Below are 21,967 nucleotides of genomic sequence, written 5' to 3' on the forward strand. Positions count from 1 at the left end.
CCCATGGCAAGCTTTGACGGCATAGAGCGCGGAGCGGCAGGCTCCAGCGACAACGCCTGGAGGCGCTTCACGCGCTGGCTGCGCCGCCGCCTGCCGATGGGTCTTTATGCCCGTTCGCTGCTTATCGTCATCATCCCGATGGTGCTCTTGCAGTCCGTCGTCGCCTTCATCTTCATGGAGCGCCACTGGCAACTGGTCACACAACGCCTGTCGGCCGCCGTGACCGGCGACATCGCCGCGATCGTCGACCTCATCGATACCTTCCCGGACGACCGCAACATTGCCGAAATCATCCGCATCGCCCGCGAGCAGCTCGACCTCAGCATTTCCGTCGAGCCGCCCGGCGAACTGCCGCCGCCTCGGCCGAGCCCGTTCTTCGAAATCCTCGACCAGATCCTCGGCGAAGAGATCTCCAACCAGGTCCGCCGCCCCTTCTGGATCGATACGGTCGGCAACTCCAAGCTCGTCGAGATTCGCATCAAGCTCGACGACGGCCGCATCCTGCGTGTCTATGCCCGGCGCAACCAGGCCTATGCCTCCAACACCCACATCTTCCTCGTCTGGATGGTGGCCGCATCGCTGGTGCTGCTGGCGATCGCGATCCTGTTCCTGCGTGGCCAGATCCGGCCCATCCTGGCGCTGACCAAGGCAGCTGAAAGCTTCGGCAAGGGCCAGAAGATCGACGACTTCGCGCCGCGTGGGGCCGACGAGATCCGCCGCGCCGGCCTTGCCTTCATCCAGATGCGCGAGCGCATCGAACGCCAGATCGAACAGCGGACCGCGATGCTGACCGGCGTCAGCCATGATCTCCGAACCATCCTTACCCGTTTCAAGCTGCAGCTGGCGCTCGCCGGTAACAACCCGGATCTCGACGGCCTGAACCAGGATGTCGAGGACATGCAGAACATGCTGGAGGGCTATCTCGCCTTCGCCCGCAGCGAGGCGGAGGAAGATGTCGGCCAGCTGAAGCTCAGCGACCTGATGACCCGGTTTGCGGCGGAAGCCGAACTGCTCGGCAAGACCCTGACCACATCCATCGAGGGCGAAGACGAGGTTCGTGTCCGGCCGAACGCCTTTACCCGCCTGGTCGCCAATCTTGCCTCGAACGCCTATCGCTACGCCAACACCGTCAACATCGACGCCCGCCACAGTGCCAAGTGGCTCACCATCACCGTTGACGACGATGGCCCAGGCATTCCCGAGCGCTCGCGCGAGGATGTGTTCAAGCCGTTCTTCCGTCTCGATGAAGCCCGCAATCTCGACAGTTCCGGCACCGGCCTTGGCCTCGCCATCGCCCGCGACATCGCCCGCAGCCACGGCGGCAACGTCACTCTTGGAGACAGCCCGCTCGGCGGCCTCAGGGCAACGGTGCGCGTGCCGGCTTGACGTCGCTGCGCTGACGGGCCACTGACTCGCCCGGGGAATGGACGAGGGAGCGCGCCGTGTCGAACGGTATCGACTGGGACGACTGGGAACGACGGCTGGCCGAGCTGTGGGCTGCCTTCGACACCGTCGACGCCATAACCTTCATCGCTCGCGTCGAGGCGCTTGCAGCCGAACTGCCGGCGGGGCACGCCATAGGCCTGTTCGAACGAGCCTCAGCGCAGGATTCGACCGGCCATGAGACGGAAGCCGAACCTCTCTATCGGCAGGCGCTGGAAAACGGCCTCAAAGGAATTCGCCGGCGGCGCGCAACCATCCAGCTTGCCAGCACGCTGCGCAATCTCGGGCGGGCCGGCGAAGGCGTCGCCTTGCTCACCGCCGAACGGAGCAAGCCGTCGGATGAACTCGACGATGCGGTTGCCGCGTTCCTGGCGCTTTGCCTGGTCGACGCCGGTCGCACGAAAGAAGCGGCCGCGCTTGCGCTCGGCAGCCTGTCGCGCCACCTCCCCCGCTATAATCGTTCGCTCAAGCGCTACGCCGAGACGCTTCTGGCTGACCAGTAAACGCTAACGCTTATAGATCGACGTCAGGCCACGCCGTTCGTTGAAGCGGTGCCAGGCGTCGATGCGGCGCGGATGGCGCGCGCGCATGGCATCAAGCGGCGCGAGCAGCTGCCCGTCGCGGCCAAGCGCCGCGTCGAGGATCTCGATGATCCGCCGGTTTGGCCAGGGCTTGCGGGTGATCGACAGCAGCGCCTGGAAGGCTTCATCCTCGCGGCCGGCGCCAAGCTGATGGGCGATCAGCCCATAGGCAAAAGCGGTGGATCGGCTGACGCCGGCGTGGCAATGCACGAGAATGCGGCTTGAAGCATCCTCGGCTGCGGGGCGCATCGTCTCGAACACTTCCAGGACCAGATCCGGAAAGTGCTGGGTGGCGGTCGGGTTTTCCTGATCGCGCATGCGCACGACCCGGTGGCTCGCCTCAGTGATGACGGGCACGTTGGCATCCGGCAATTCCGGATCGAGCAGAGACAGCACGTGGCTCGCGCGCCAGTCGCGCGCGGCATCGGCAGCGCGCCAGAGGCACGACACCTTGACGCGCTCGGGGATCAGTTCGAATGCAATGGTCATGGGGATCACATCAATTTTTTGCCGTTGGGGACCGGCCGTTCGGTGGCAGCCAGCACGATCGCGCCGGCCTCGTCTTCAAAGCCCAGCGTCAGCACTTCAGAGCGGACAGGCCCGATCTGACGCGGCGGAAAATTGACCACACCCAGCACCTGCCGCCCCACGAGATCTTCCGGACGATAGTGCACCGTGATTTGTGCCGATGACTTTTTTATGCCGATCTCAGGGCCGAAATCGATTTTCAGCTTGAAGGCAGGCTTGCGCGCTTCCGGAAAGGGTTCTGCCTCGACGATCGTGCCCACGCGAATGTCGACACGCTCGAAATCAGCAAATTCAATAGTTTCGGCCATGGCAATTCCCTTTGTGAAAAGTCCTCAGCCGCCGGGCTTAAAGCATCGGGGGAGATTCCGGAAGCGCACCGGCATCGGCAGGCTCCCCGTGAAATCTTGCCTCTTCCCAGGGGAGACGCGCGAACTGCTCGGCAAGGAAATCGACGAAGACGCGCACACGTGGCGACAGGAAACGCCGGTGCGGGTAGACCACGGTGATCGGCTCCGCCTCGGCGTAATTGCAACCGGTCAGAAGCGGCACCAGCAAGCCCGCCCTGATATCTCCGCCGACAAGGATTTCGGAGAGCCGCACGATCCCGATGCCCGCAAGCGCGAGCCGCCTCAGCGCCTCCGTGCTGTTGGCCTCGACGGAGCCACGAACGCGGATCGCATGCCGGCCGGTGCCATCCTGGAACTCCCAGACGTTGAGGCGGCCGTGGGCGGTAATGGCAAGGCAGACGTGCCGCTGCAGGTCGTCGGGTGTTCCGGGAACGCCGTGCCTTTCGAGATATCCCGGCGCCGCACAGATGACGCGGCGGTTTGATGCCAGGCGTCGCGTCACCAAGGTACTGTCGTTTTGCGCGGCAACCCGTATGGCGACATCCGCATCACCGTTCATGAGATCGACGATCGCGTCGCTGAAGTCGAGTTCCAGATCGATCGCGGGGAACCGCGCGATGAAATCAGGCAGCATGGGGACGATCAGGCGATGGCCGAAGGCGCTCGGCAGGCTGACCCGCAGACGACCGCGCGGCTCGGCGCCCGGCTGGATCGCGAACTCCGCATCCTCGATGTCGCCGAGGATGCGACGGGCCGATTCTGCATAGGCACTGCCTTCGCTGGTAAGGCTGATGCTGCGCGTCGATCGCTGCAGCAGACGCACGCCGAGGCGCGCCTCCAGTCGGCCGATGATCTTGCTGACCGCCGACGGCGTCATGCGCAGCCGCCGCGCGGCCGCCGAGAAATCCCCCTCCTCGACGACGGCGAGAAACACCGCCATGGCTTCCTGCCGGTCCATTCGATCTATTCCATATCGTCACAGATGAACGGAATTTAACATGGATTATCGCGGCAGACGATAGGCGGTAGCCTGGACCACAAATTCAGGCAGCCGAGCTTGAGGGGGTGCGCGAGATGGAAGAACAGCGGAATGACGTACCGGTGAGCTACCAGCTCCATTCTTTGGCGCGACGCCAGCGCAGCACCGCGATCGGCAACATGTGTCACCGGTCAGTCCGCGCGATCTGGAGGCTGCTGTTCAGCCGGCAATCGCGGCATGAACGTGATACATGCGCAGGCGCCTTCTCCACGCGCACGCCATAGGGCACTCCCCTTATCGGGGGCTTGCGGCGGCTGACACCTTGTGCGCTCAGCCAGCCAGTTCTTCCGCCCGCTTGCGCGCGGCTGCGATCGCCTTGTCGAACAGCGGCTGCATGCCGTCGTCAGCCATGAGAACGGAGAGCGCCGCAGCGGTCGTACCACCGGGCGAGGTCACGTTCTGGCGCAGCCGCGCCGCTTCGTCCGGGGACTGGTGCAACAATTCGCCAGCCCCCGCGACGGTTTCCCGCGCAAGCCGCATGGCGAGGTCCGCCTCGAGGCCAGCCTTGCGGCCCGCCTCCGCCATGCACTCGACGAGGTAGAAGACATAGGCCGGACCACTGCCGGAGACGGCGGTCACGGCGTCGATCTCCGCTTCTGTCCTGACCCATTCGACCGGACCGCTGACCTTGAGCAGATCGTGAACCTGGGCGCGCTGGGCTTCGCTGACGCGTGCATTGGCAAAGGCACCGGTAACGCCGCGGCCGATCATCGCCGGCGTGTTCGGCATGGCGCGAACCGTGGCAGCAGCTCCGAGATGCGTCTCGATGAAAGCGAGCGTCTTGCCGGCAGCGACCGAGACGATGACGGTATCCGGACCAACGAGCGACTTCAACGGCGGCAAGACGACGTCCATCACTTGCGGCTTGACCGCAAGGAAGATCACGCCAGCCTGAACGCCTGACGGCGCCGAGGTCGCATGTGTCACGCCATTGTCGGCAATGAGCTTGGCCATGGCCGGCGGCGGACCGGGGTCGACGACGAGCACGTCGGCACCCTTGACGCCGCTCTTCAGCCAGCCGGAAAGCATGGCGCCGCCCATGTTGCCGGCGCCGACGAGTACGATGGGACCGGAAGCGGCGTTCGCCATGATCAAGCCTCTCCAACCGTTTCGAACAGGACCGCATCGACCGCGCGCTGCGCGTCCATGCCGGACCAGACGACGAATTGAAACGCCTGATAATAGGATTCGCAAGCGTCGAGTGCGCTCGAAAGCAGGACTTCGACCTGCTGGTTGGTGGGCTCTGCCCCGCCGGCAAGCAGCAGCGACTGGCGGAAGATCACCACTTCCTCCTGGCGCCACAGGTCGAAGTGGCCCATCAGCACCTGCCCGTTGATATGGGAAAGCAGACGGATGACTTCGTTGACCCGGCTTTCGGGAACCTTGATGTCGAAGGCGCAGGCAAGGTGCAGAGCTTCGAACTCCTCCATCCAGGAGAAGGAAACGTGGTAGTCTGCCCACTTGCCTTCGACCGTCATGGCGATTTCGTCTTCGCCGGATCGTTCGAACGACCAGTCGTTATTGGCAGCCACGAACTCGATCATATCGACCGGGTTGGATTGGCGCTCGACTTCCATTTCCAAAAGGCTCATGCATCACCCTGCATAGGTGTGGAGCAGGCACGCATCATCACGCTCACAAGACGCAACGCTGCAAACCCAACACCGATTACAAACACACTATGATTGCTGAACTCACATCCATCCTGGCTGACTTACCCTGCCCGGAGCTTGCGTGGTTCGTTTCGAATCATCATTTAAAATCAGTGTATAATGGCGGAGTCAGGCTGCCAGCCCCCGGGCCGAAAAATAGCCGGGATGAATCGCGTCCACGTTGTCATTTGGATGAAGCGCTGGAGCTTAACCGACTCTGCCATAAGGGTTTTTTGGCAGTGTCCACAGGTGGAAAACTTTTCAGGTTTTATTAACCTGCCTTAACGCCGCTTCAATCGCCCCAGGATTAACGACAGCAAAACGCCCGCGAAACCAGTTCGCGGGCGAAGTAAAAACGCCGAAACACCGTTATTTCGGCGGAATCGCGTTACTTGCCGGCCTCGGCGAGGCGCGCTTCCAGAGCCTCAATGCGGGCGAGCAGCGCATCGTTTTCCTCGCGCGCCTTGATCGCCATTTCCTTGACCATCTCGAACTCCTCGCGCTTGACCACGTCGAGCGAGTTCAACGCACGTTCGGCCTGTGCGCGGAAGGCAGTCTCGACCTCGCGGCGCACACCCTGGGCGGCACCTGCGGCATCGGTCATCATCTTGGCAAAGTCATCCAGAATGCGGTTGGCGCCTGTGCTCATCGTCGCGATCTCCATTTCAGCCATCGCCTCGCATTGCGATGCGGTCATGAATTTCAGGTAGGATCAGCGGCGAGCGGATGCAAGGAAAATCACATGCCAGATCACGTCGCTGTGTCCGAAGCCCGCGCATCGGCGCCTTGACCCGGCGGAAATCGCTCGCCATGTTCCGCCGAAACGATCGGCCCCTGTACGAGAATAGGCACGAGAACATATCTTGGAAACTCTAGCGACCCGTCTCGCCATCCTTCCCTTTCCCGAAATCGACCCCGTCATCTTCCAGATCGGGCCTCTCGCCGTCCACTGGTACGGGCTCGCCTATGTCGCGGGCATCCTCATCGGCTGGTTCTATGCACGCCGCCTGGCGATGAACACGACACTCTGGCGCAACGAGACGCCCGCAGTCACGCTGCAGCAACTCGACGACTTCCTGCTCTGGGCCGCTGGCGGTATCGTTCTCGGCGGCCGCATCGGCTATATCCTCTTCTACGATCTCGGCTCCGTGCTCGCCAATCCGATCCGCGCCATTGAAATCTGGAACGGCGGCATGTCATTTCATGGCGGCTTCCTCGGCACGACGCTTGCGATGATCCTGTTTGCAGCCAAGAACCGGATCGCCCTCTGGAGCCTGTTCGATATCGTCGCGGCCGTCGTTCCGATCGGCCTGTTCTTCGGCCGTATTGCCAATTTCATCAATGGCGAGCTCTGGGGCCGTCTCTCCTCGATGCCCTGGGCCATCGTCTTCCCGACCGGCGGCCCCTTCGCCCGCCATCCGAGCCAGCTCTACGAAGCCGCACTCGAAGGCCTTGTGCTTCTCTGTGTGCTCGCCTGGTTCATCTACCGTCGCCAGGCGCTGAAGTCGCCGGGCCTCGTCACCGGCATCTTCGTGCTTGGCTATGCCTTGAGCCGCATTTTCGTCGAATTCTTCCGCGAACCGGACGCGCAGATCGGCTATCTTGTCGGCGGCTGGCTGACGATGGGCATGGTGCTCTCGCTGCCGATGGCGCTCGCCGGCATCTGGGCGATAACCCGGGCGCGCCGCGCGGCTGCCGCTTGAGAAGCGGACGAGGCAAGGTATGTGGCTTTCCGGCCGCTTACCGCTAACTGGACGAAGGCATGACGACACCACTTGCGGACAAGATCAAGGCGCTGATCAAGGCTCACGGGCCGATCAGCATCACCGATTATTTCTCGCTTTGCCTGGCAGACCCGGAGCACGGCTACTACCGGGTGCACGAGCCGTTCGGCAAGGAGGGCGACTTCACCACGGCGCCGGAGATCAGCCAGCTCTTTGGCGAGATGATCGGCGTCTTTCTCGTCCACGCATGGCAGCAGCACGGCAAGCCTGAAGATGCCGTGATCGCCGAGGTCGGCCCCGGCCGCGGCACGATGATGGCCGACATGCTGCGTGTGGTGCGCCGCCTCGCACCCGAACTCTATGCCTCCGCCGGCGTGCACCTCGTCGAAACCAGCGAGCGCCTGCGCAAGATCCAGTCCGAAACCCTTGCCGCCCATGGCAACAAGGTCGAGTGGCACGCAAGCTTCGAGACTTTGCCCGAAGGTTTCCTGCTGCTGGCCGCCAATGAGCTGTTCGATGCCATTCCGATCCGGCAATTCGTGCGCACCGCACAAGGGTTCCGCGAACGCATGGTCGGGCTTGATGCCGATGACGAACTGACCTTTGCCGCCGGCGTCGCCGGCATCGATCCGGACCTGCTGCCAACGCCGGCGCAAGGTGTCGCAGAAGGCACGATCTTCGAGATCGCCCCCGCCCGCGATGCTGTCATGTCCGCCCTTTGCGAACGGCTGAAGATCAGCGGCGGCACCGCCGTCATCATCGACTATGGCCATCTGGCGACCGGCTATGGCGATACGCTGCAGGCGGTGCGCGACCACGAATATGATCCGCCGCTCGCAAGTCCGGGTCGCGCCGATCTCACCAGCCATGTCGATTTCGAGCAACTCGCCCGCCGTGCGAAGACCGACAACGTGCAGATCAACGGCCTCGCCCACCAAGGCGATTTTCTAGTCGGCCTCGGTCTTCTCGACCGCGCCGCGGCCCTTGGCCGCGACAAGGACGCGCTCACCCAGGAAGGCATTCGCCAGGACGTGGAAAGGCTCGCAGGTGCAGGGGTCGGAAAGATGGGGGAACTCTTCAAGGTTCTCGCCGTCAGCAGTCCGCCGGTACCCCTGTCGCCCTTCCGCAAACCGAAGTCGTGACGCCTCTCCGGACGGCACTCCACCGTTCGGGAATTGACAGCCCAGCCGTCGCGGGTCAACATCGCGCCGGCAAATCAGCCGCCAGTCGCCGGGCCGCAGCGCGCCCCCAAACCCATTGAATTTCTTCATAAAGCAAAGGCAAATATACCGATGCAGCATGACGCCGCGCTTTCTCCCGTGCAAAGCTCGCTCTTCGGCGAGAGGGCCGGGCCGGCAATCGCCCACGGCTATTTCACCCGAAAGGGCGGCGTTTCCGAAGGGCTCTATCGCGGCCTCAATGTCGGCCTCGGTTCGAAGGACGAAAGAGCCCATGTCAACGAGAACCGCACCCGCGTCGCCGGCTGGTTTGGCGCGCCGTTGGAGCGCTTGGCGACGTTGCATCAGGTCCATTCCCCAGACGCCGTCATCGTTGACGGAACCTATGACGGCACGCGCGCCGAGGCCGACGCGCTGGTGACGGCGACACCGGGCATCGTGCTCGGCGTCCTGACCGCCGATTGCGGCCCCATTCTCTTTGCCGACGCGAAGGCCAAGGTCATCGGCGCGGCCCATGCCGGCTGGAAGGGTGCGCTCGGCGGCGTTCTTGAAAGCACGATCGACGCGATGGTCACGCTCGGCGCCCGGCGCGATCGCATCGTCGCCTGCCTCGGCCCGTCGATCAGCCGTCGCAACTACGAAGTCGGCGCCGAGTTCGTCGAGCGCTTCGTTTCGGCGAACGACAGCTACGCCTCCTATTTCAGGCCGTCCGACCGCGACGGCCACGCAATGTTCGATCTGCCGGGTCTGACGATCCGGCGGTTGACCGAAGCCGGCGTTACCGCCGAAAATCTCGATATCTGCACCTATGCCGACGAGGAGCGCTTCTTCTCCTACCGCCGGACGACACACAGGCAGGAACCGGACTACGGCCGACAGATTTCCGCCATTTGCATACGGGGGACCTGACATGGCGCTTCAATTTGCCCAGGAAGAATATGCAAGCCGTCTTGAGCGGCTGACGGAGAAGATGCGCGAAGAGAAGCTCGATGCGGTGCTGCTCTTTGCCCAGGAAAGCATGTACTGGCTGACGGGCTACGATACCTTCGGCTACTGCTTCTTCCAGACGCTTGTCGTGAAGAAGGACGGCTCGATGGTCTTGCTGACGCGCTCGGCCGACCTGCGCCAGGCACGCCACACCTCCAACATCGAGCGCATCGAGATCTGGGTGGACCGGGCCAATGCCGATCCGACCCTGGATCTCAAGAACCTGCTCAGCGAACTCGATCTGCTCGGCTGCCGCATCGGCGTCGAATACGACACCCACGGCATGACCGGCCGTGTCGCCCGCCTGCTCGACCGCCAGCTCCAGACCTTCGGCGAGCTGATCGACGCTTCGTACCTCGTCAGCCGCCTGCGCCTCATCAAGAGCGACGCCGAGATCGCCTATGTCGAGAAGGCGGCAAGCCTTGCCGACGATGCGCTCGATGCTGCACTGCCGCTGATCCGTCCTGGCGGCAACGAAGCCGCCATCCTCGCGGCGATGCAGGGCAGGATTCTCGCCGGCGGCGGCGACTATCCGGCCAACGAATTCATCATCGGCTCCGGCGCCGACGCGCTGCTTTGCCGCTACAAGTCCGGGCGTCGCGTGCTCGACAGCCAGGACCAGCTCACACTCGAATGGGCCGGCACCAGCGCCCACTATCATGCCGCGATGATGCGCACCGTCGTCATCGGCGAGCCGACCAACCGTCACCGCGAACTCTACAGCGCCTGCCGCGAAACCATCCAGGCGATCGAGATGGTGCTCCGTCCCGGCAATACCTTCGGCACCGTGTTCGACATGCATGCCAAGATCATGGACGAGCGCGGCCTTGCCCGTCATCGCCTCAACGCCTGCGGCTATTCGCTCGGCGCCCGCTTCTCGCCCTCCTGGATGGAGCACCAGATGTTCCACCTCGGCAACCCACAGGAGATCGAGCCGAACATGTCCTTGTTCGTGCACATGATCATCATGGATTCCGACAGCGGCACCGCCATGACCCTCGGCCAGACCTACCTCACCACATCAGACACGCCGCGTACGCTGTCGCGCTACGGCCTGGACTTCATTTCTGCTTAGGGAAATCCGCCTAGAATTGCTTTGAACTGGCAGACGACAGGAGACGGTTCAGAGCAATTCCAGGTGTGAAACGGTTTCCGTCCGGAATTGCGTGGTTTCGAAACGCTCGATCATTCCTTGTTTCGGCGAAACAAGGAAATGATCTGGGAAAACTGCCGCGACGAAACGGACGGTTTGAACATGCGAAAGCTCTCAACGCCCCTTCTTGGCCTTGGCCTTCTCGTTGCCCTGGCCGGCTGCAACAGCACCGACATGCTGACGCCGCAGGTCGACGTCGGCGCGGGAACCTTTCGCTCACCGCCTGTGACGCAATCCGACCTCGACTCCATGTCGGCACAGAGTGTGCCAGTACAGCGCGAACCCGTCAGCGAGACGACCGCCTACTCTCCTCAGCCGGCCCCTTTGAACACCCCGACGGCCTATGCCAGCGGGGATGCAACCTATACCGATCCGGCCGGCACGTTCGAAGCCCAGGCAAGCCGGCTCGCCGCCGGTTCCGAGCCCGTCCAGAACACGATCCAGAACCAGCCGACCCCAGTGGAACAGACGCCAGTGCAGCAGACGGCGGCCGCTGCCGAAGAGATCCAGAACCAGCCGAGCGTCGCTTCGCTGCCGAAGGCAAGTGCCGCCGCCAGCGGCACGATCCGGTTCCTGCCGATCATCGGCGCGCCAGTCCAGGCCGTCACGCCGCTCTCCAAGCAGCTTGGCGCCGAGGCGCGCGCGCACGGCCTGACGATCAAGGGCTCTGGCGATGCCAGCAGCGAACATATCCTCAAGGGCTACTTCTCGACGCTGAAGGACGGCGACAAGACCACCGTCGTCTATGTCTGGGATGTGCTCGACGGCAGCGGCAACCGCCTTCACCGGATTCAGGGGCAGGACTCCGTTCCCGGCGGCGGCACCGACTTGTGGAGCGGCGTGCCGGCGGCAACCATGCAGGGAATCGCGACGAAAACCATCAACGCCTACCTCGAATGGCGGCAATCTCAGGCCGGTTGACACAAAGTTTTTAGGATATTGGCCTTCGCGGCGCAGCATTCCCCTTGCATTCAAGTTCAGTCTCGCTAAAAAGCGGCCGATCAGCTCTGAACGGCGGCCATCCGCAAAGAATGTCCGCGATTGGAATGGCTCTCGGAATCTGCGCGGAACACACCGCTCCCGGAAAAGTACCGGACGGTGACCGCGCCAGCTCAAGGCGGTCCGTCAATGAAGGTTTTCGCAGGCAATTCGAACCGGCTGCTGGCCGAAGCGATCTGCAACTATCTCAACCTGCCTCTCGGCAAAGCAGCGGTGCGCCGCTTCGCCGATCAGGAGATCTTCGTCGAGATCGGCGAAAACGTGCGCGGCGAGGATGTGTTCATCATCCAGTCGACTTCTTTCCCCACCAACGATCACCTGATGGAACTGCTCATCATGATCGACGCGGTCCGCCGGTCCTCCGCTCGCCGCATCACCGCCGTGCTTCCCTATTTCGGCTATGCCCGCCAGGATCGCAAAGCAGGTCCGCGCACGCCGATCTCCGCCAAGCTCGTCGCCAACCTGATCACCGAAGCCGGCGCCGACCGCGTGCTGACGCTTGATCTTCACGCCGGCCAGATCCAGGGCTTCTTCGATATCCCGACCGATAACCTCTATGCGATCCCGATCCTGGCGCGCGACGTCAAGGAAAACTACGATCTCAAGAACGTCATGGTCGTTTCGCCCGACGTCGGCGGCGTGGTGCGCGCCCGTGCGCTGGCCAAGCGCCTCGACTGTCTGCTGGCAATCGTCGACAAGCGCCGCGACCGTCCGGGTGAATCGGAAGTCATGAACGTCATCGGCGACGTGAAGGGCAAGGACTGCCTGCTGATCGACGACATCGTCGATTCCGGCGGCACGCTCTGCAACGCGGCCGAAGCGCTCCTGAAGAACGGCGCGACCAGCGTCACCGCCTACATCACCCACGGCGTCCTCTCCGGCGGCGCGGTTGCCCGCGTCACCTCGTCGATGCTGAAGGAACTGGTCATCACCGACTCGATCCAGCCGACCACGGCCGTCCAGTCCGCCCACAACATCCGGGTGATCACGACGGCGGGCCTGCTCGGCGAAGCCATCAGCCGCACCAGCCAGGAAGAGTCAGTCTCGAGCCTCTTCGACTGAGATCACCGCAACACGCGAGTTCATGAAACGCCGGCGCCATGCGCCGGCGTTTTTCGTTAAGCGACCAGTAGCGCAATCGAGGCGAGTCTGAATGAGAGCTGCAACAATCTATGAGCACGCGGGCATGCTCTACGTTCACAGTTCATCAAAGACGACTGTAGGGCTTTGGATTCTCAATGCTCCAGTTTTGAGTATGGACAAGACTGATGTCGGAGAAGTGGGTCGCGCGATTAGGGAGTGCCTGGCAGCATCTTGCGAGAATGTCCCGCACCCGAGGTTGTTCACAAACCTATTCGATCCGGTGCTCGCCCTAGCGGGGGTGAAATCGGCCGGCGGGTTCTTGAAAACAGCGAAATGCGTAGAGGTCGAAACGAGCGGTGAGGCAACGGTAAGCCTGATCCCGACACGAAATGAGGGCATCAAGAGCGGGCTCGTTCCGCTACCGGGCAAGACGGTAAGCGTCATTGGTTCAGATGACGAGCTAGGTTCTGCAGCGATTGAGGCACTCGCAACATCGGAATGACGAGACAAGCTCGCGAATTCCCCCAAATTTACGCCGGCGCCAAAGCGCCGGCGTTTTTCGTTGCGGAGACGCTGCTACTTTCCGAGAGCCTGCACCAATGGCTGGTCGACAAGATTATCGATGAACCAGTTGGGATAAACCGGCATCGGCACGGTCTCGGCGTCGAGCGTCGCGATTTCCGCCTGCGTCAGGACGAGTTCGGCTGCACCGAGATTGTCCATGAGCTGATGCGGCTTGGAGGCCCCGAGCAACACGCTCGTCACGGTTTTCTTCGAAAGCAGCCACGCGATCGCCACCTGCGCCACGCTTGCCTCGTGATGATCGGCGATCCCGCGCATGCGTTCCACCAGCTTGAATCCCTGCTCCTTGTCGAAGGGCAGGATGTCGAAGCCGGAATAGCGGTTGTCCGGATCGCCGAGATTGTCGCGGGTGTACTTGCCCGAAAGGAAGCCCGATGCCAGCGGGCTCCAAACCGTGAGCCCCAGCCCGTAGCGCTGCATCATCGGGATGACATCGCGCTCCACGTCGCGGCCGAGCAGCGAGTAATGCATCTGGCCGTGGGTGAAGGGCGCCAGCCCTTTGGCCTTCTGGATCTCGGCTGCTGCCGCCACCTTCCAGGCCGACCAGTTGGAAAAGCCGATGTAACGCACCTTGCCGGCGCGCACGACCGCGTCGAGTGCCTCAAGCGTTTCCTCAAGCGGCGTGTGCGGATCCTCCTTGTGGACGATGTAGGCATCGATCCAGTCGGTCCCGAGACGCTTGAGGCTCTGATCGACCGACCAGAGGATATGGCGGCGCGAAAGACCGGCCTGGCCGAGCGGCGCGCCGGTGCGGAAGCCGACCTTGGTGGCGATCACCACTTCGTCGCGACGGGACTTTAGCGCCGCGCCGAGGATGCGTTCCGATTGCCCGGACGCATAGGCGTCGGCCGTATCGAAGAAATTGATGCCGGCATCCAGCGCCTGCCCGACGAGGGCATCGGCCGCTTCCGCATCGGTCTTGTAGACGGCGCCGATGCTACGGTCGCCGGCGGTGAAGGTCATCGCCCCGAAGGCAAGCCGCGAGACCACCAGACCGGTATTTCCAAGCGTCGTGTATTGCATGCCGATCTCCATTTGCAGCGAGACAGAATTGTCTTGCGGAGACCATGCCAAAATTGATTATTTCGAAAAACTGCCGCTATCTTTAAAGCTTCGGAAGAAAAACTTCACAATAGTCGATGCCAAACGCTTCATTCAACGGACTGACGGAATTTCTGGCGGTGGCGGAGCACAACAGCTTCACGGCGGCAGCAGCGACGCTTGGCGTCACGCCCAATGCCGTCAGTCAGACGATCCGGGCGCTCGAAGCCCGTGTCGGCCTCCAGCTCTTCGTCCGCACCACGCGGCGCGTCGCTCTCACTGAAGCCGGTAGCGCCTTCCTGAAACGCGTCCGCCCTGCGGCATCAGAGATTGCCGATGCTTACGAGCTGCTCGGAGACTTTCGCGACCGGCCGATGGGCAATCTGCGGCTGACGATACCGCGCTTGGCCATCCCGCTCGTGTTGACCCCGCTTTTGCCGCGATTCCGGCAGGCTTATCCCGATGTCTCCGTCGAAATCGCAATTGACGATGCAGCCGTCGACATCACCGAACAGGGTTTCGATGCCGGCATCCGCATCGGCGAAGCGGTCGAGAAGGACATGATCGCCGTCCGGCTGACGCCCGACATCACCTGGGCAGTGGTCGGATCTCCCGCCTATTTCACCAAGCATGGCCGACCAGGAACGCCCGAGGACCTCACCCACCACGAGGCGATCCGCTATCGCTACCCGGCATCAGGCACGATCTATCGCTGGGAGTTCGAGCGGGAGGGACGCGACTTCTCGGTCGACGTACCCGGCGGGCTGACGGTCAATGATTTCCAGATGCTCATGGAGATGGCCGAAGCCGGCGCAGGGCTCGCCTATCTCCCTGACCTTTCGGTGCGCGCTACCGTCGCAACCGGGCGCCTTGAGCGGGTACTTGAAGCCTACCTGCCGACCTCGCAGGGCCTCTTCATCTATTTCCCCGCCAAGGCCCAGACCCAACCGAAGTTGCGGGCGCTTCTCGATCTGGCGGCAAAGATCGTTCGGGAGCGAACGTAGGATCTCCTCTGGCAGCCTCCGCAACCACGCCTGAAACACAGGTACATTGACAATCCTAAAGTGCAGGCCGCATAAATTATCTAATTTAGATAAAAGACACATTCAGGTGTGAACATGGAACCTAGCTCTCCGGGGCAACGCAAGCGGCTGGCGATACTGATAGATGCCGACAACATTCGTTCCAAATTTTTGCCGCTTATCATTCGCGAAGCATCGGTCTTCGGCAACGTTTCCATCAAGCGTGTTTACGGAGATTTTGGCAGCGATGCGATGGGCGCCTGGCAACCGCTGCTCCATGAATTTGCACTCTTGCCGGTTCACGTCGCACCAGTCGCAAAGAGCAAAAATGCAACCGATATGAAGCTGGCGATCGACGCGATGGATATCCTGCATCGTGGGCAAGTCGACGGCTTCTGCATTGCGTCCAGCGACAGCGATTTCACCTCTCTCGCAAGCCGAATCCGCGAGGGCGGCTTGTCCGTCTACGGCTTTGGGGAAAAGAAGGCGACCAATCCCTATGTGAAATCTTGCGATCGCTTCTTTTACTGCGACCTTCTTCTTGAGGAAGGTGCAGAGGGCGAGTCAGGTAAGGCAACGAGGCTGCCTTTAAAAGAGATCCTGGCCGCAGTTGACGACACGTCGGGCGACGACGGATGGGCCCATCTCGGCGCAGTCGGCAGCGTGGTCAACAAACGCATGCCGGATTTCGATCATCGAATTTACGGCTTCAACAAACTCAGCACGCTGATCAAAAGTATTGCGTCGCTGGAGTACAAATCGAACGGCCGCACCTCGATCTACGTGAAGCGCAAATAGGCCGATCCCTCAGCGCCCACGAAAGACAACGGCGCAAGCCTCGCCGCCACCAAACAGGCGCGAGCGTGTGAGAAACCGTCTCTCCCGCCCATTGTCGAGCGAGAACATGCCGCCCCTGCCCGGCACCACATCGATGATCAGTTGCGTGTGCTTCCACACTTCGAACTGGCTGGCACTGATATAGACGGGTACGCCGCCGATTTCGCCGAGCTTCACGTCATTGTCTCCGACGATGTAATCATTGGCCGGGTAGCACATGGGCGACGAGCCGTCGCAGCAGCCGCCGGATTGGTGAAACAGGATATCGGGATGATCGCGCCGGATTTCTGCAATGAAATCGAGCGCCGCATCCGTCGCAAGTACGCGCGGCTCATTGAGCCCGATCGTTCCTGTGGCCTCGGCCGACATTGCAAGCCTCCCTGCTCCAACGCAGATTGTCTGGCATTGGCCGGCTGAGGCGCGGGTGGAGAGCACGCCTCAGCCGCCGGTCGAGCCAGGGAAAAGGTGGAGATTACCTTTCCTCCCGCTCGTGTTGCCTTCCCCGGCGGCGGGGAAGGCAAATCCCGATCAGAAGAAGCCGAGCGCCTTCGGGCTGTAGCTCACCAGCATGTTCTTGGTCTGCTGGTAGTGATCGAGCATCATCTTGTGGGTCTCGCGGCCGATGCCGGACTGCTTGTAGCCACCGAAGGCCGCGTGCGCCGGATAGGCGTGATAGCAATTGGTCCAGACGCGGCCGGCCTGGATTTCGCGGCCGAAGCGGTAGCAACGGTTGGCATCGCGGCTCCAGACGCCGGCACCGAGGCCATAGAGGGTGTCGTTGGCGATCTCCAGCGCCTCAGCTTCCGTCTTGAAGGTGGTGACCGAAACCACCGGACCGAAGATCTCCTCCTGGAACACCCGCATCTTGTTGTGTCCGCGGAAGACCGTCGGCTTGACGTAGAAGCCTTCGGCAAGCTCCCCTTCAAGCACGTTGCGACCGCCGCCGGTCAGCACCTCGGCGCCTTCCTGGCGGCCGATGTCGATATAGGAAAGGATCTTTTCGAGCTGCTCGCCCGACGCCTGCGCGCCGATCATCGTGGCGCTGTCGAGCGGATTGCCCTGGCGGATCGCCTCGACGCGCTTTATCGCCCGCTCCATGAAGCGGTCATAGATGCTTTCCTGGACGAGTGCGCGGCTCGGGCAGGTGCAGACCTCGCCCTGGTTCAGCGCGAACATGGCAAAGCCCTCGAGCGCCTTGTCGAAGTAGTCGTCATCCTCCGAAAGCACGTCGGCAAAGAAGATGTTCGGCGACTTGCCGCCGAGTTCCAGCGTCACGGGGATGAGGTTCTGGCTGGCATATTGCATGATCAGCCGGCCGGTCGTCGTCTCGCCGGTAAAGGCGATCTTGGCGATGCGCGGGCTGGTGGCAAGCGGCTTGCCGGCTTCAAGACCAAAGCCGTTGACGATGTTGAGCACGCCAGCCGGCAGGAGGTCGCCGACGAGATCGGCCCAGACGAGGATCGAGGCCGGCGTCTGCTCGGCCGGTTTCAGCACGACGCAGTTGCCGGCGGCGAGCGCCGGTGCCAGTTTCCACGCGGCCATCAGGATCGGGAAGTTCCACGGAATGATCTGGCCGACGACGCCGAGCGGCTCGTGGAAGTGATAGGCGACCGTGTCATGGTCGATCTCGCCGATCGAGCCTTCCTGAGCGCGGATGCAGGCGGCAAAGTAGCGGAAATGATCGATCGCAAGCGGAATGTCGGCCGCCATGGTCTCGCGGATCGGCTTGCCATTGTCGAAGGTTTCGGCCCGCGCCAGGAGTTCAAGATTGTCCTCCATGCGGCCTGCGATCTTCATCAGGATGTTGGAGCGTTCGGCAGCCGAGGTTCGGCCCCATTTCTCGCGGACGGCGTGGGCAGCGTCGAGCGCCAGCTCGATATCGGCAGCATCCGAGCGCGCCACCTGGCAGAGTACCCCGCCGGTCACCGGTGTCGTATTGTCGAAGTAGCGGCCGGCAACCGGCTCACGCCATTCGCCACCGATGAAGTTGCCGTACTTCTGCTTGAACGGGCTTTCGACGATCTTCTGATGCAGCATGGTCATTCCTCCCTGAAACCAGCAACTAGAGCTGTGAGAGGAAGGTGCGACTGAACGTTCGTCTTCGATAGTGAGGCGCGACCAGCAGCGACGCGATCTGTTTCAGAATTGAGACAGGGAAGCGGAGGCTGCTGTGCTGCGGCGCAGCAATTGGAATTCAGTGTCCTCCCCTGATCCCCTGCCGGAACCTTCTCCCCGCCACAACGGGGAGAAGGCACAAGCCGCATGCTCCCCGTTCCCAAAGCGACGCGCTCGCCAATCACCAAGGATCAGGGCCGATGCAATCGTGACGGTCGCTATAGGACACGTCCCCTCTCCCCACCTGCGCGGATAGGGTTAGGGTGAGGGGCAGCCTCCAGATAAGGTAGGCGTATCAGTTGACCTGGAGCCGCTTCATCTTGCGGTAAAGCGTGGCGCGGCTGATGCCGAGCAGTTCGGCGGCCATGGAGACATTGCCGTTGGCGCGCGAAAGCACCCGGCGAAGGGCGGCGCGCTCCGCATCGGGAAGTTCGGCAGCATCGCCTGACGTGTCTTCCCGAAGAAGGTCGGAGGCCGGGACCCCGGCGGCGATGCGCCGGTCGTCGAGATCCAGCCATTGCCGTGCGGCACGCGTAGCACCAAGCACGAGGTCGTCGCGGTCGACGGCAAGCAGCGCCGGCCCGGCACGGTCCACCGGTACCAGCACGATGCGCGCACCGGCGAAGGCACGCCGGAAAAGGCCAGCCTCGATGCGCGCGGCCGCATCACGAACCGCCTGCGACAGGATCGACATGGTGATCTCGGAGGCGTCGTCGCGGCAGGTGGAGATGTCGATGGCCGCCGCCAGTCGGCCGCGATGATCGCGGATCGGTGCGGTGGCGCAGCTCAAGCCGATGTTGCGACTGAGGAAATGCTGGTCGCGCTGGATGACGACAGCGCGCTCATCGGCGATCGCCGTGCCGATACCGTTGGTGCCCACACTCGCCTCGCTCCAGACCGTTCCCGACCAGAGCCCGACGCCGCGGAATTCGGCGTCGTCGCCGACCGCGCCACGCCTTTCCAGCGCAACGCCGTCATTGTCGGTGAGGAGCAGGCAGCAGCCCGCCTTGCCGACCGTGGCGAACAATCGGTCAAGTTCGATGCCAGCCTCCGCCAGAAGCTCACCCGAACGCTCGCGGACGGAGCGGAACTCGCCGTCCGGCAGCCGAAGCGGCGTACGCGCCTCCTCCGGCGCGAGCTTGTGCAGGGTCATGCAACGACGCCAGGAGGCGGCAACCGGCGAGCTCGCGGCAGCCGACGATTGATGCGCGACCCTGTAGACGTAATCCGAATGGTCTCTGACAGCAGGCATCGGCTTCCTCCCTGAAGCGTCGTCCGGCGAAGGCGAAAACGGCCGATCTCCCAAGCAGCCGTTCCGCAAGATGGCGCCACTATAGCCATCGATGTCGGCGAAGGTCCAGCCAGACGAAGGTTCGAAGGCGCGCACCCGTCAGTGAACTTGATCGGTGGATCACGCTGCCGATATCGACAGTTTGGCCGAATGTGCTACGCGGAAGGACACCATTGCCGCGACTCACCCACAATAGCCGGTTGCCCGCCATGCTTCGTGACTTTTCGCTTCAGAGCCTGTTCATGGGCCTCTTGATCGCCTTCGTCGGCTTCGCCAGTTCCTTCGCCGTCGTGCTGCACGGCCTGACCGGCGTCGGCGCCAGCGAAGCGCAGGCCGCCTCCGGGCTGATGGCGCTGTCGGTCTCCATGGGCCTCTGTGCGATCGTGATCAGCGCCGTCACGCGTCTGCCGGTCAGCATCGCCTGGTCGACACCAGGTGCTGCCCTCCTTGCCAGCGCCGGCGTCGTCGAAGGCGGCTTCAATGCCGCGGTCGGCGCGTTTCTCGTCTGCGGCCTGCTGGTGGTCATCGCCGGCCTCTGGAAGCCGCTCGGTCGTCTGGTTTCAGCCATTCCAGCGCCGCTTGCCAATGCGATGCTCGCCGGCGTGCTGCTCAGCCTCTGCTTTGCCCCGGTCAAGGCGATTGCCTTCAATCCCCTCCTCGGCCTGCCGATCCTCATCGTCTGGGCGATGGTGGGCAGCGTCAACAAGCTCTATGCCGTACCTGCAGCACTTCTTGCCTTCGTGCTCGTCATCGCCTTCGGCGTCGAAATTCCGGCAGGCTCCTTCTCCGCTCTATCCTCGGCGCTGGTGCCGACGGTCGAGTTCGTGACCCCACAGTTCAATGTCGCAGCCATGGTCAGCATTGCACTGCCGCTCTTCATCGTCACCATGGCCTCGCAGAATATCCCCGGCATCGCGGTGCTTAAGGTCAACGACTATCACCCCGCTCCCGGGCCGCTGTTTGCGACCACCGGCCTCTTTTCCATGCTGAGCGCGCCCTTCGGCGGCCACGCGGTCAATCTGGCCGCGATCACCGCCGCCATGTGCGCCGGCAGCGATTCCCACCCCGATCGCAACCGACGCTACTGGTCGGCGATCAATGCCGGCGCCTTCTACATTCTCTTCGGCCTGCTTGCCGGCGCCGTCACCACCTTCGTCAGCCTCGCCCCGTCCGTCCTGATCGAGGCCGTGGCCGGCCTCGCGCTCGTCGGGGCCTTTGCCAGTTCGGCCATGGCCGCCTTCACCGAGGCGAAGACCCGCGAAGCGGCCGCCATCACCTTCCTGGTGACGGCATCGGGCGTCAGTTTCGGCGGTGTTTCCGGAGCCTTCTGGGGTCTGATTGCCGGCGGGCTGATGCTGGCGCTCGCGCGCCTGACCGCGAAAAAGGCCTGAACCCGCGGCAAAGCTTGCATTTCAAGCCGATCTCGTCTATGCACCGCCCCGTCCGCGTAGACACCCTTGGAGGCAACGCGGATGAAGCCCTTGCGGCTTCGGTTCCTCCGCATGGCGGTTGAACTCTCCAGCATTAGACATAGAAAGGTCTATCCATGAGCCACGCATCCTACGAGCTCAAGGCCGAGACGCGCGAACGGGTTGGTAAGGGGTCCTCCCGTGAACTTCGTCGCAACGGTCTTATCCCGGCTGTCATCTACGGTGACAAGCAGGCCCCCCTTTCCATCGCACTCTCCACCAAGGAAGTGACGATGAAGATCCACGCCGGCGGTTTCATGACCACCGTCGCAACCATCGACGTCAACGGCGAAAAGATCCGCGTCCTGCCGAAGGACTACCAGCTGGATCCGGTCCGCGACTTCACCATGCACGTCGACTTCCTGCGCGTCTCCAAGGACAGCCAGGTTACCGTTGAAGTTCCGGTTCACTTCGAGAACGAAGAAAAGTCCCCGGGCCTGAAGGCTGGCGGCGTTCTGAACATCGTTCGTCACGAAGTCGAACTCAACGTTTCGGCCAACGACATTCCGGAATTCCTGAGCGTCGATCTCTCCGGCCTCAAGGTCGGCGACGCCGTTCACATCTCCAACATCAAGCTGCCGAAGGGCGCGACCCCGGTTATCACCGACCGCGACTTCACCGTTGCAACGATCGTTGCTCCGGCCGGTGGCGTGAAGGAAGAAGCCGAAGGCGAAGCAGAAGCCTGATTGGCTTTTGGGTGACTGGCGAAAAGCCGGTCCCACCGCACTTCATCGAGAGCCCGTCCCATTCGTTTGGGGCGGGTTTTTTGTATTGTCCACAGGCCTGTCGCCACACAGCCCCCGGCGCTGCATCTCATTATTTGTCACGAAGCGATTTCAGCAACATTTAAGGTTTTGATGATGTTCTGCTGGCGGGGAAACTGAGGTTCTGACTGA

The 21,967-nt window shown here is 62.6% G+C and carries 23 protein-coding genes; 13 read left to right on the forward strand and 10 right to left on the reverse strand.

Translation table 11 applies throughout. From position 1 onward, the window contains the following. The first annotated feature begins 3 nt into the window (after positions 1-3). Together PWG15_RS12945 and PWG15_RS12950 are read left to right on the forward strand one after the other, a co-directional pair. Positions 4-1,386 carry an ATP-binding protein gene (locus PWG15_RS12945; protein WP_275020334.1) on the forward strand — a complete coding sequence of 461 codons (1,383 nt, stop codon included), beginning with the start codon at positions 4-6 and terminating at the stop codon, positions 1,384-1,386. 56 nt (positions 1,387-1,442) lie between these two features. After that, on the forward strand, positions 1,443-1,946 hold the full coding sequence (locus PWG15_RS12950; RefSeq protein ID WP_275020336.1) for a tetratricopeptide repeat protein: 504 nt from the start codon (positions 1,443-1,445) through the stop codon (positions 1,944-1,946). Between the two features lie 3 nt (positions 1,947-1,949). Here the strand turns inward: PWG15_RS12950 and PWG15_RS12955 are convergent, their stop codons facing one another. The 6 genes from PWG15_RS12955 to PWG15_RS12980 form a co-directional block, all read right to left on the reverse strand. Further along, a complete protein-coding gene (locus PWG15_RS12955; protein ID WP_275020338.1) occupies positions 1,950-2,513 on the reverse strand; it encodes a protein-tyrosine phosphatase family protein in 564 nt (187 codons plus the stop codon). Positions 2,514-2,518: 5 nt separating this feature from the next. Continuing rightward, positions 2,519-2,860: a tRNA-binding protein gene (locus PWG15_RS12960; protein WP_223725101.1), complete on the reverse strand. Its 342-nt coding sequence runs from the start codon at positions 2,858-2,860 to the stop codon at positions 2,519-2,521. Between the two features lie 37 nt (positions 2,861-2,897). Beyond that, the gene (locus PWG15_RS12965; RefSeq protein WP_275020342.1) at positions 2,898-3,857 is read right to left on the reverse strand and encodes a LysR family transcriptional regulator; all 960 of its coding nucleotides are present in this window, start codon (positions 3,855-3,857) and stop codon (positions 2,898-2,900) included. A 351-nt stretch (positions 3,858-4,208) separates the two neighbouring features. Continuing rightward, entirely contained in the window at positions 4,209-5,027 is an 819-nt protein-coding gene (proC, locus tag PWG15_RS12970; RefSeq protein ID WP_275020344.1) for a pyrroline-5-carboxylate reductase, read from the reverse strand. A gap of 2 nt (positions 5,028-5,029) precedes the next feature. After that, positions 5,030-5,530, reverse strand: a complete 501-nt coding sequence (locus PWG15_RS12975; protein WP_043618087.1) for a type III secretion system chaperone family protein — start codon at positions 5,528-5,530, stop codon at positions 5,030-5,032. A gap of 448 nt (positions 5,531-5,978) precedes the next feature. Further along, positions 5,979-6,239 carry an accessory factor UbiK family protein gene (locus tag PWG15_RS12980; RefSeq protein ID WP_275024421.1) on the reverse strand — a complete coding sequence of 87 codons (261 nt, stop codon included), beginning with the start codon at positions 6,237-6,239 and terminating at the stop codon, positions 5,979-5,981. A 214-nt stretch (positions 6,240-6,453) separates the two neighbouring features. Here PWG15_RS12980 and lgt point away from each other — a divergent pair, with 214 nt between their 5' ends. The 7 genes from lgt (at position 6,454) to PWG15_RS13015 (ending at position 13,216) form a co-directional block, all read left to right on the forward strand. Then, complete coding sequence (gene lgt, locus PWG15_RS12985; RefSeq protein WP_275020350.1) at positions 6,454-7,293, forward strand: prolipoprotein diacylglyceryl transferase; 840 nt, start codon at positions 6,454-6,456, stop codon at positions 7,291-7,293. A gap of 59 nt (positions 7,294-7,352) precedes the next feature. Continuing rightward, positions 7,353-8,456: a class I SAM-dependent methyltransferase gene (locus PWG15_RS12990; RefSeq protein ID WP_275020352.1), complete on the forward strand. Its 1,104-nt coding sequence runs from the start codon at positions 7,353-7,355 to the stop codon at positions 8,454-8,456. Positions 8,457-8,606: 150 nt separating this feature from the next. After that, positions 8,607-9,401, forward strand: a complete 795-nt coding sequence (gene pgeF, locus PWG15_RS12995; RefSeq protein WP_275020354.1) for a peptidoglycan editing factor PgeF — start codon at positions 8,607-8,609, stop codon at positions 9,399-9,401. A gap of 1 nt (position 9,402) precedes the next feature. Further along, positions 9,403-10,554 carry a M24 family metallopeptidase gene (locus tag PWG15_RS13000; RefSeq protein WP_275020356.1) on the forward strand — a complete coding sequence of 384 codons (1,152 nt, stop codon included), beginning with the start codon at positions 9,403-9,405 and terminating at the stop codon, positions 10,552-10,554. 180 nt (positions 10,555-10,734) lie between these two features. Then, positions 10,735-11,553, forward strand: a complete 819-nt coding sequence (locus PWG15_RS13005) for a hypothetical protein (RefSeq protein WP_275020358.1) — start codon at positions 10,735-10,737, stop codon at positions 11,551-11,553. Positions 11,554-11,760: 207 nt separating this feature from the next. Then, on the forward strand, positions 11,761-12,693 hold the full coding sequence (locus PWG15_RS13010; RefSeq protein WP_057253136.1) for a ribose-phosphate pyrophosphokinase: 933 nt from the start codon (positions 11,761-11,763) through the stop codon (positions 12,691-12,693). A gap of 91 nt (positions 12,694-12,784) precedes the next feature. Further along, positions 12,785-13,216: a hypothetical protein gene (locus PWG15_RS13015; RefSeq protein WP_275020361.1), complete on the forward strand. Its 432-nt coding sequence runs from the start codon at positions 12,785-12,787 to the stop codon at positions 13,214-13,216. A gap of 74 nt (positions 13,217-13,290) precedes the next feature. Here PWG15_RS13015 and PWG15_RS13020 read toward each other — a convergent pair whose 3' ends face one another. After that, the gene (locus PWG15_RS13020; protein WP_275020363.1) at positions 13,291-14,319 is read right to left on the reverse strand and encodes an aldo/keto reductase; all 1,029 of its coding nucleotides are present in this window, start codon (positions 14,317-14,319) and stop codon (positions 13,291-13,293) included. A gap of 116 nt (positions 14,320-14,435) precedes the next feature. Here PWG15_RS13020 and PWG15_RS13025 point away from each other — a divergent pair, with 116 nt between their 5' ends. Beyond that, positions 14,436-15,341 carry a LysR family transcriptional regulator gene (locus PWG15_RS13025; protein WP_275020365.1) on the forward strand — a complete coding sequence of 302 codons (906 nt, stop codon included), beginning with the start codon at positions 14,436-14,438 and terminating at the stop codon, positions 15,339-15,341. A gap of 114 nt (positions 15,342-15,455) precedes the next feature. Continuing rightward, a complete protein-coding gene (locus tag PWG15_RS13030) occupies positions 15,456-16,157 on the forward strand; it encodes an NYN domain-containing protein (protein WP_275020367.1) in 702 nt (233 codons plus the stop codon). Positions 16,158-16,166: 9 nt separating this feature from the next. On the opposite strand, the gene PWG15_RS13035 is transcribed toward PWG15_RS13030, so the two are convergent. The 3 genes from PWG15_RS13035 to PWG15_RS13045 all read right to left on the reverse strand — a co-directional run bounded on the left by PWG15_RS13035 (position 16,167) and on the right by PWG15_RS13045 (position 19,563). Beyond that, positions 16,167-16,565 (reverse strand): DUF779 domain-containing protein, encoded by a 399-nt coding sequence (locus PWG15_RS13035; RefSeq protein WP_275020370.1) that lies wholly within the window; start codon positions 16,563-16,565, stop codon positions 16,167-16,169. A gap of 159 nt (positions 16,566-16,724) precedes the next feature. Next, a complete protein-coding gene (gene adh / locus PWG15_RS13040; RefSeq protein WP_275020372.1) occupies positions 16,725-18,233 on the reverse strand; it encodes an aldehyde dehydrogenase in 1,509 nt (502 codons plus the stop codon). Between the two features lie 373 nt (positions 18,234-18,606). Beyond that, on the reverse strand, positions 18,607-19,563 hold the full coding sequence (locus PWG15_RS13045) for a helix-turn-helix domain-containing protein (RefSeq protein ID WP_275020373.1): 957 nt from the start codon (positions 19,561-19,563) through the stop codon (positions 18,607-18,609). 248 nt (positions 19,564-19,811) lie between these two features. Here PWG15_RS13045 and PWG15_RS13050 point away from each other — a divergent pair, with 248 nt between their 5' ends. Both PWG15_RS13050 and PWG15_RS13055 read left to right on the forward strand, forming a co-directional pair. Continuing rightward, complete coding sequence (locus tag PWG15_RS13050; RefSeq protein ID WP_275020375.1) at positions 19,812-20,993, forward strand: benzoate/H(+) symporter BenE family transporter; 1,182 nt, start codon at positions 19,812-19,814, stop codon at positions 20,991-20,993. Between the two features lie 155 nt (positions 20,994-21,148). Then, entirely contained in the window at positions 21,149-21,757 is a 609-nt protein-coding gene (locus PWG15_RS13055; RefSeq protein WP_275020377.1) for a 50S ribosomal protein L25/general stress protein Ctc, read from the forward strand. Positions 21,758-21,967: the final 210 nt, after the last annotated feature.

Origin of the sequence: Ensifer adhaerens (assembly GCF_028993555.1) — a bacterium.
In the GTDB taxonomy this organism is placed as follows: Bacteria; Pseudomonadota; Alphaproteobacteria; order Rhizobiales; family Rhizobiaceae; genus Ensifer; species Ensifer adhaerens_I.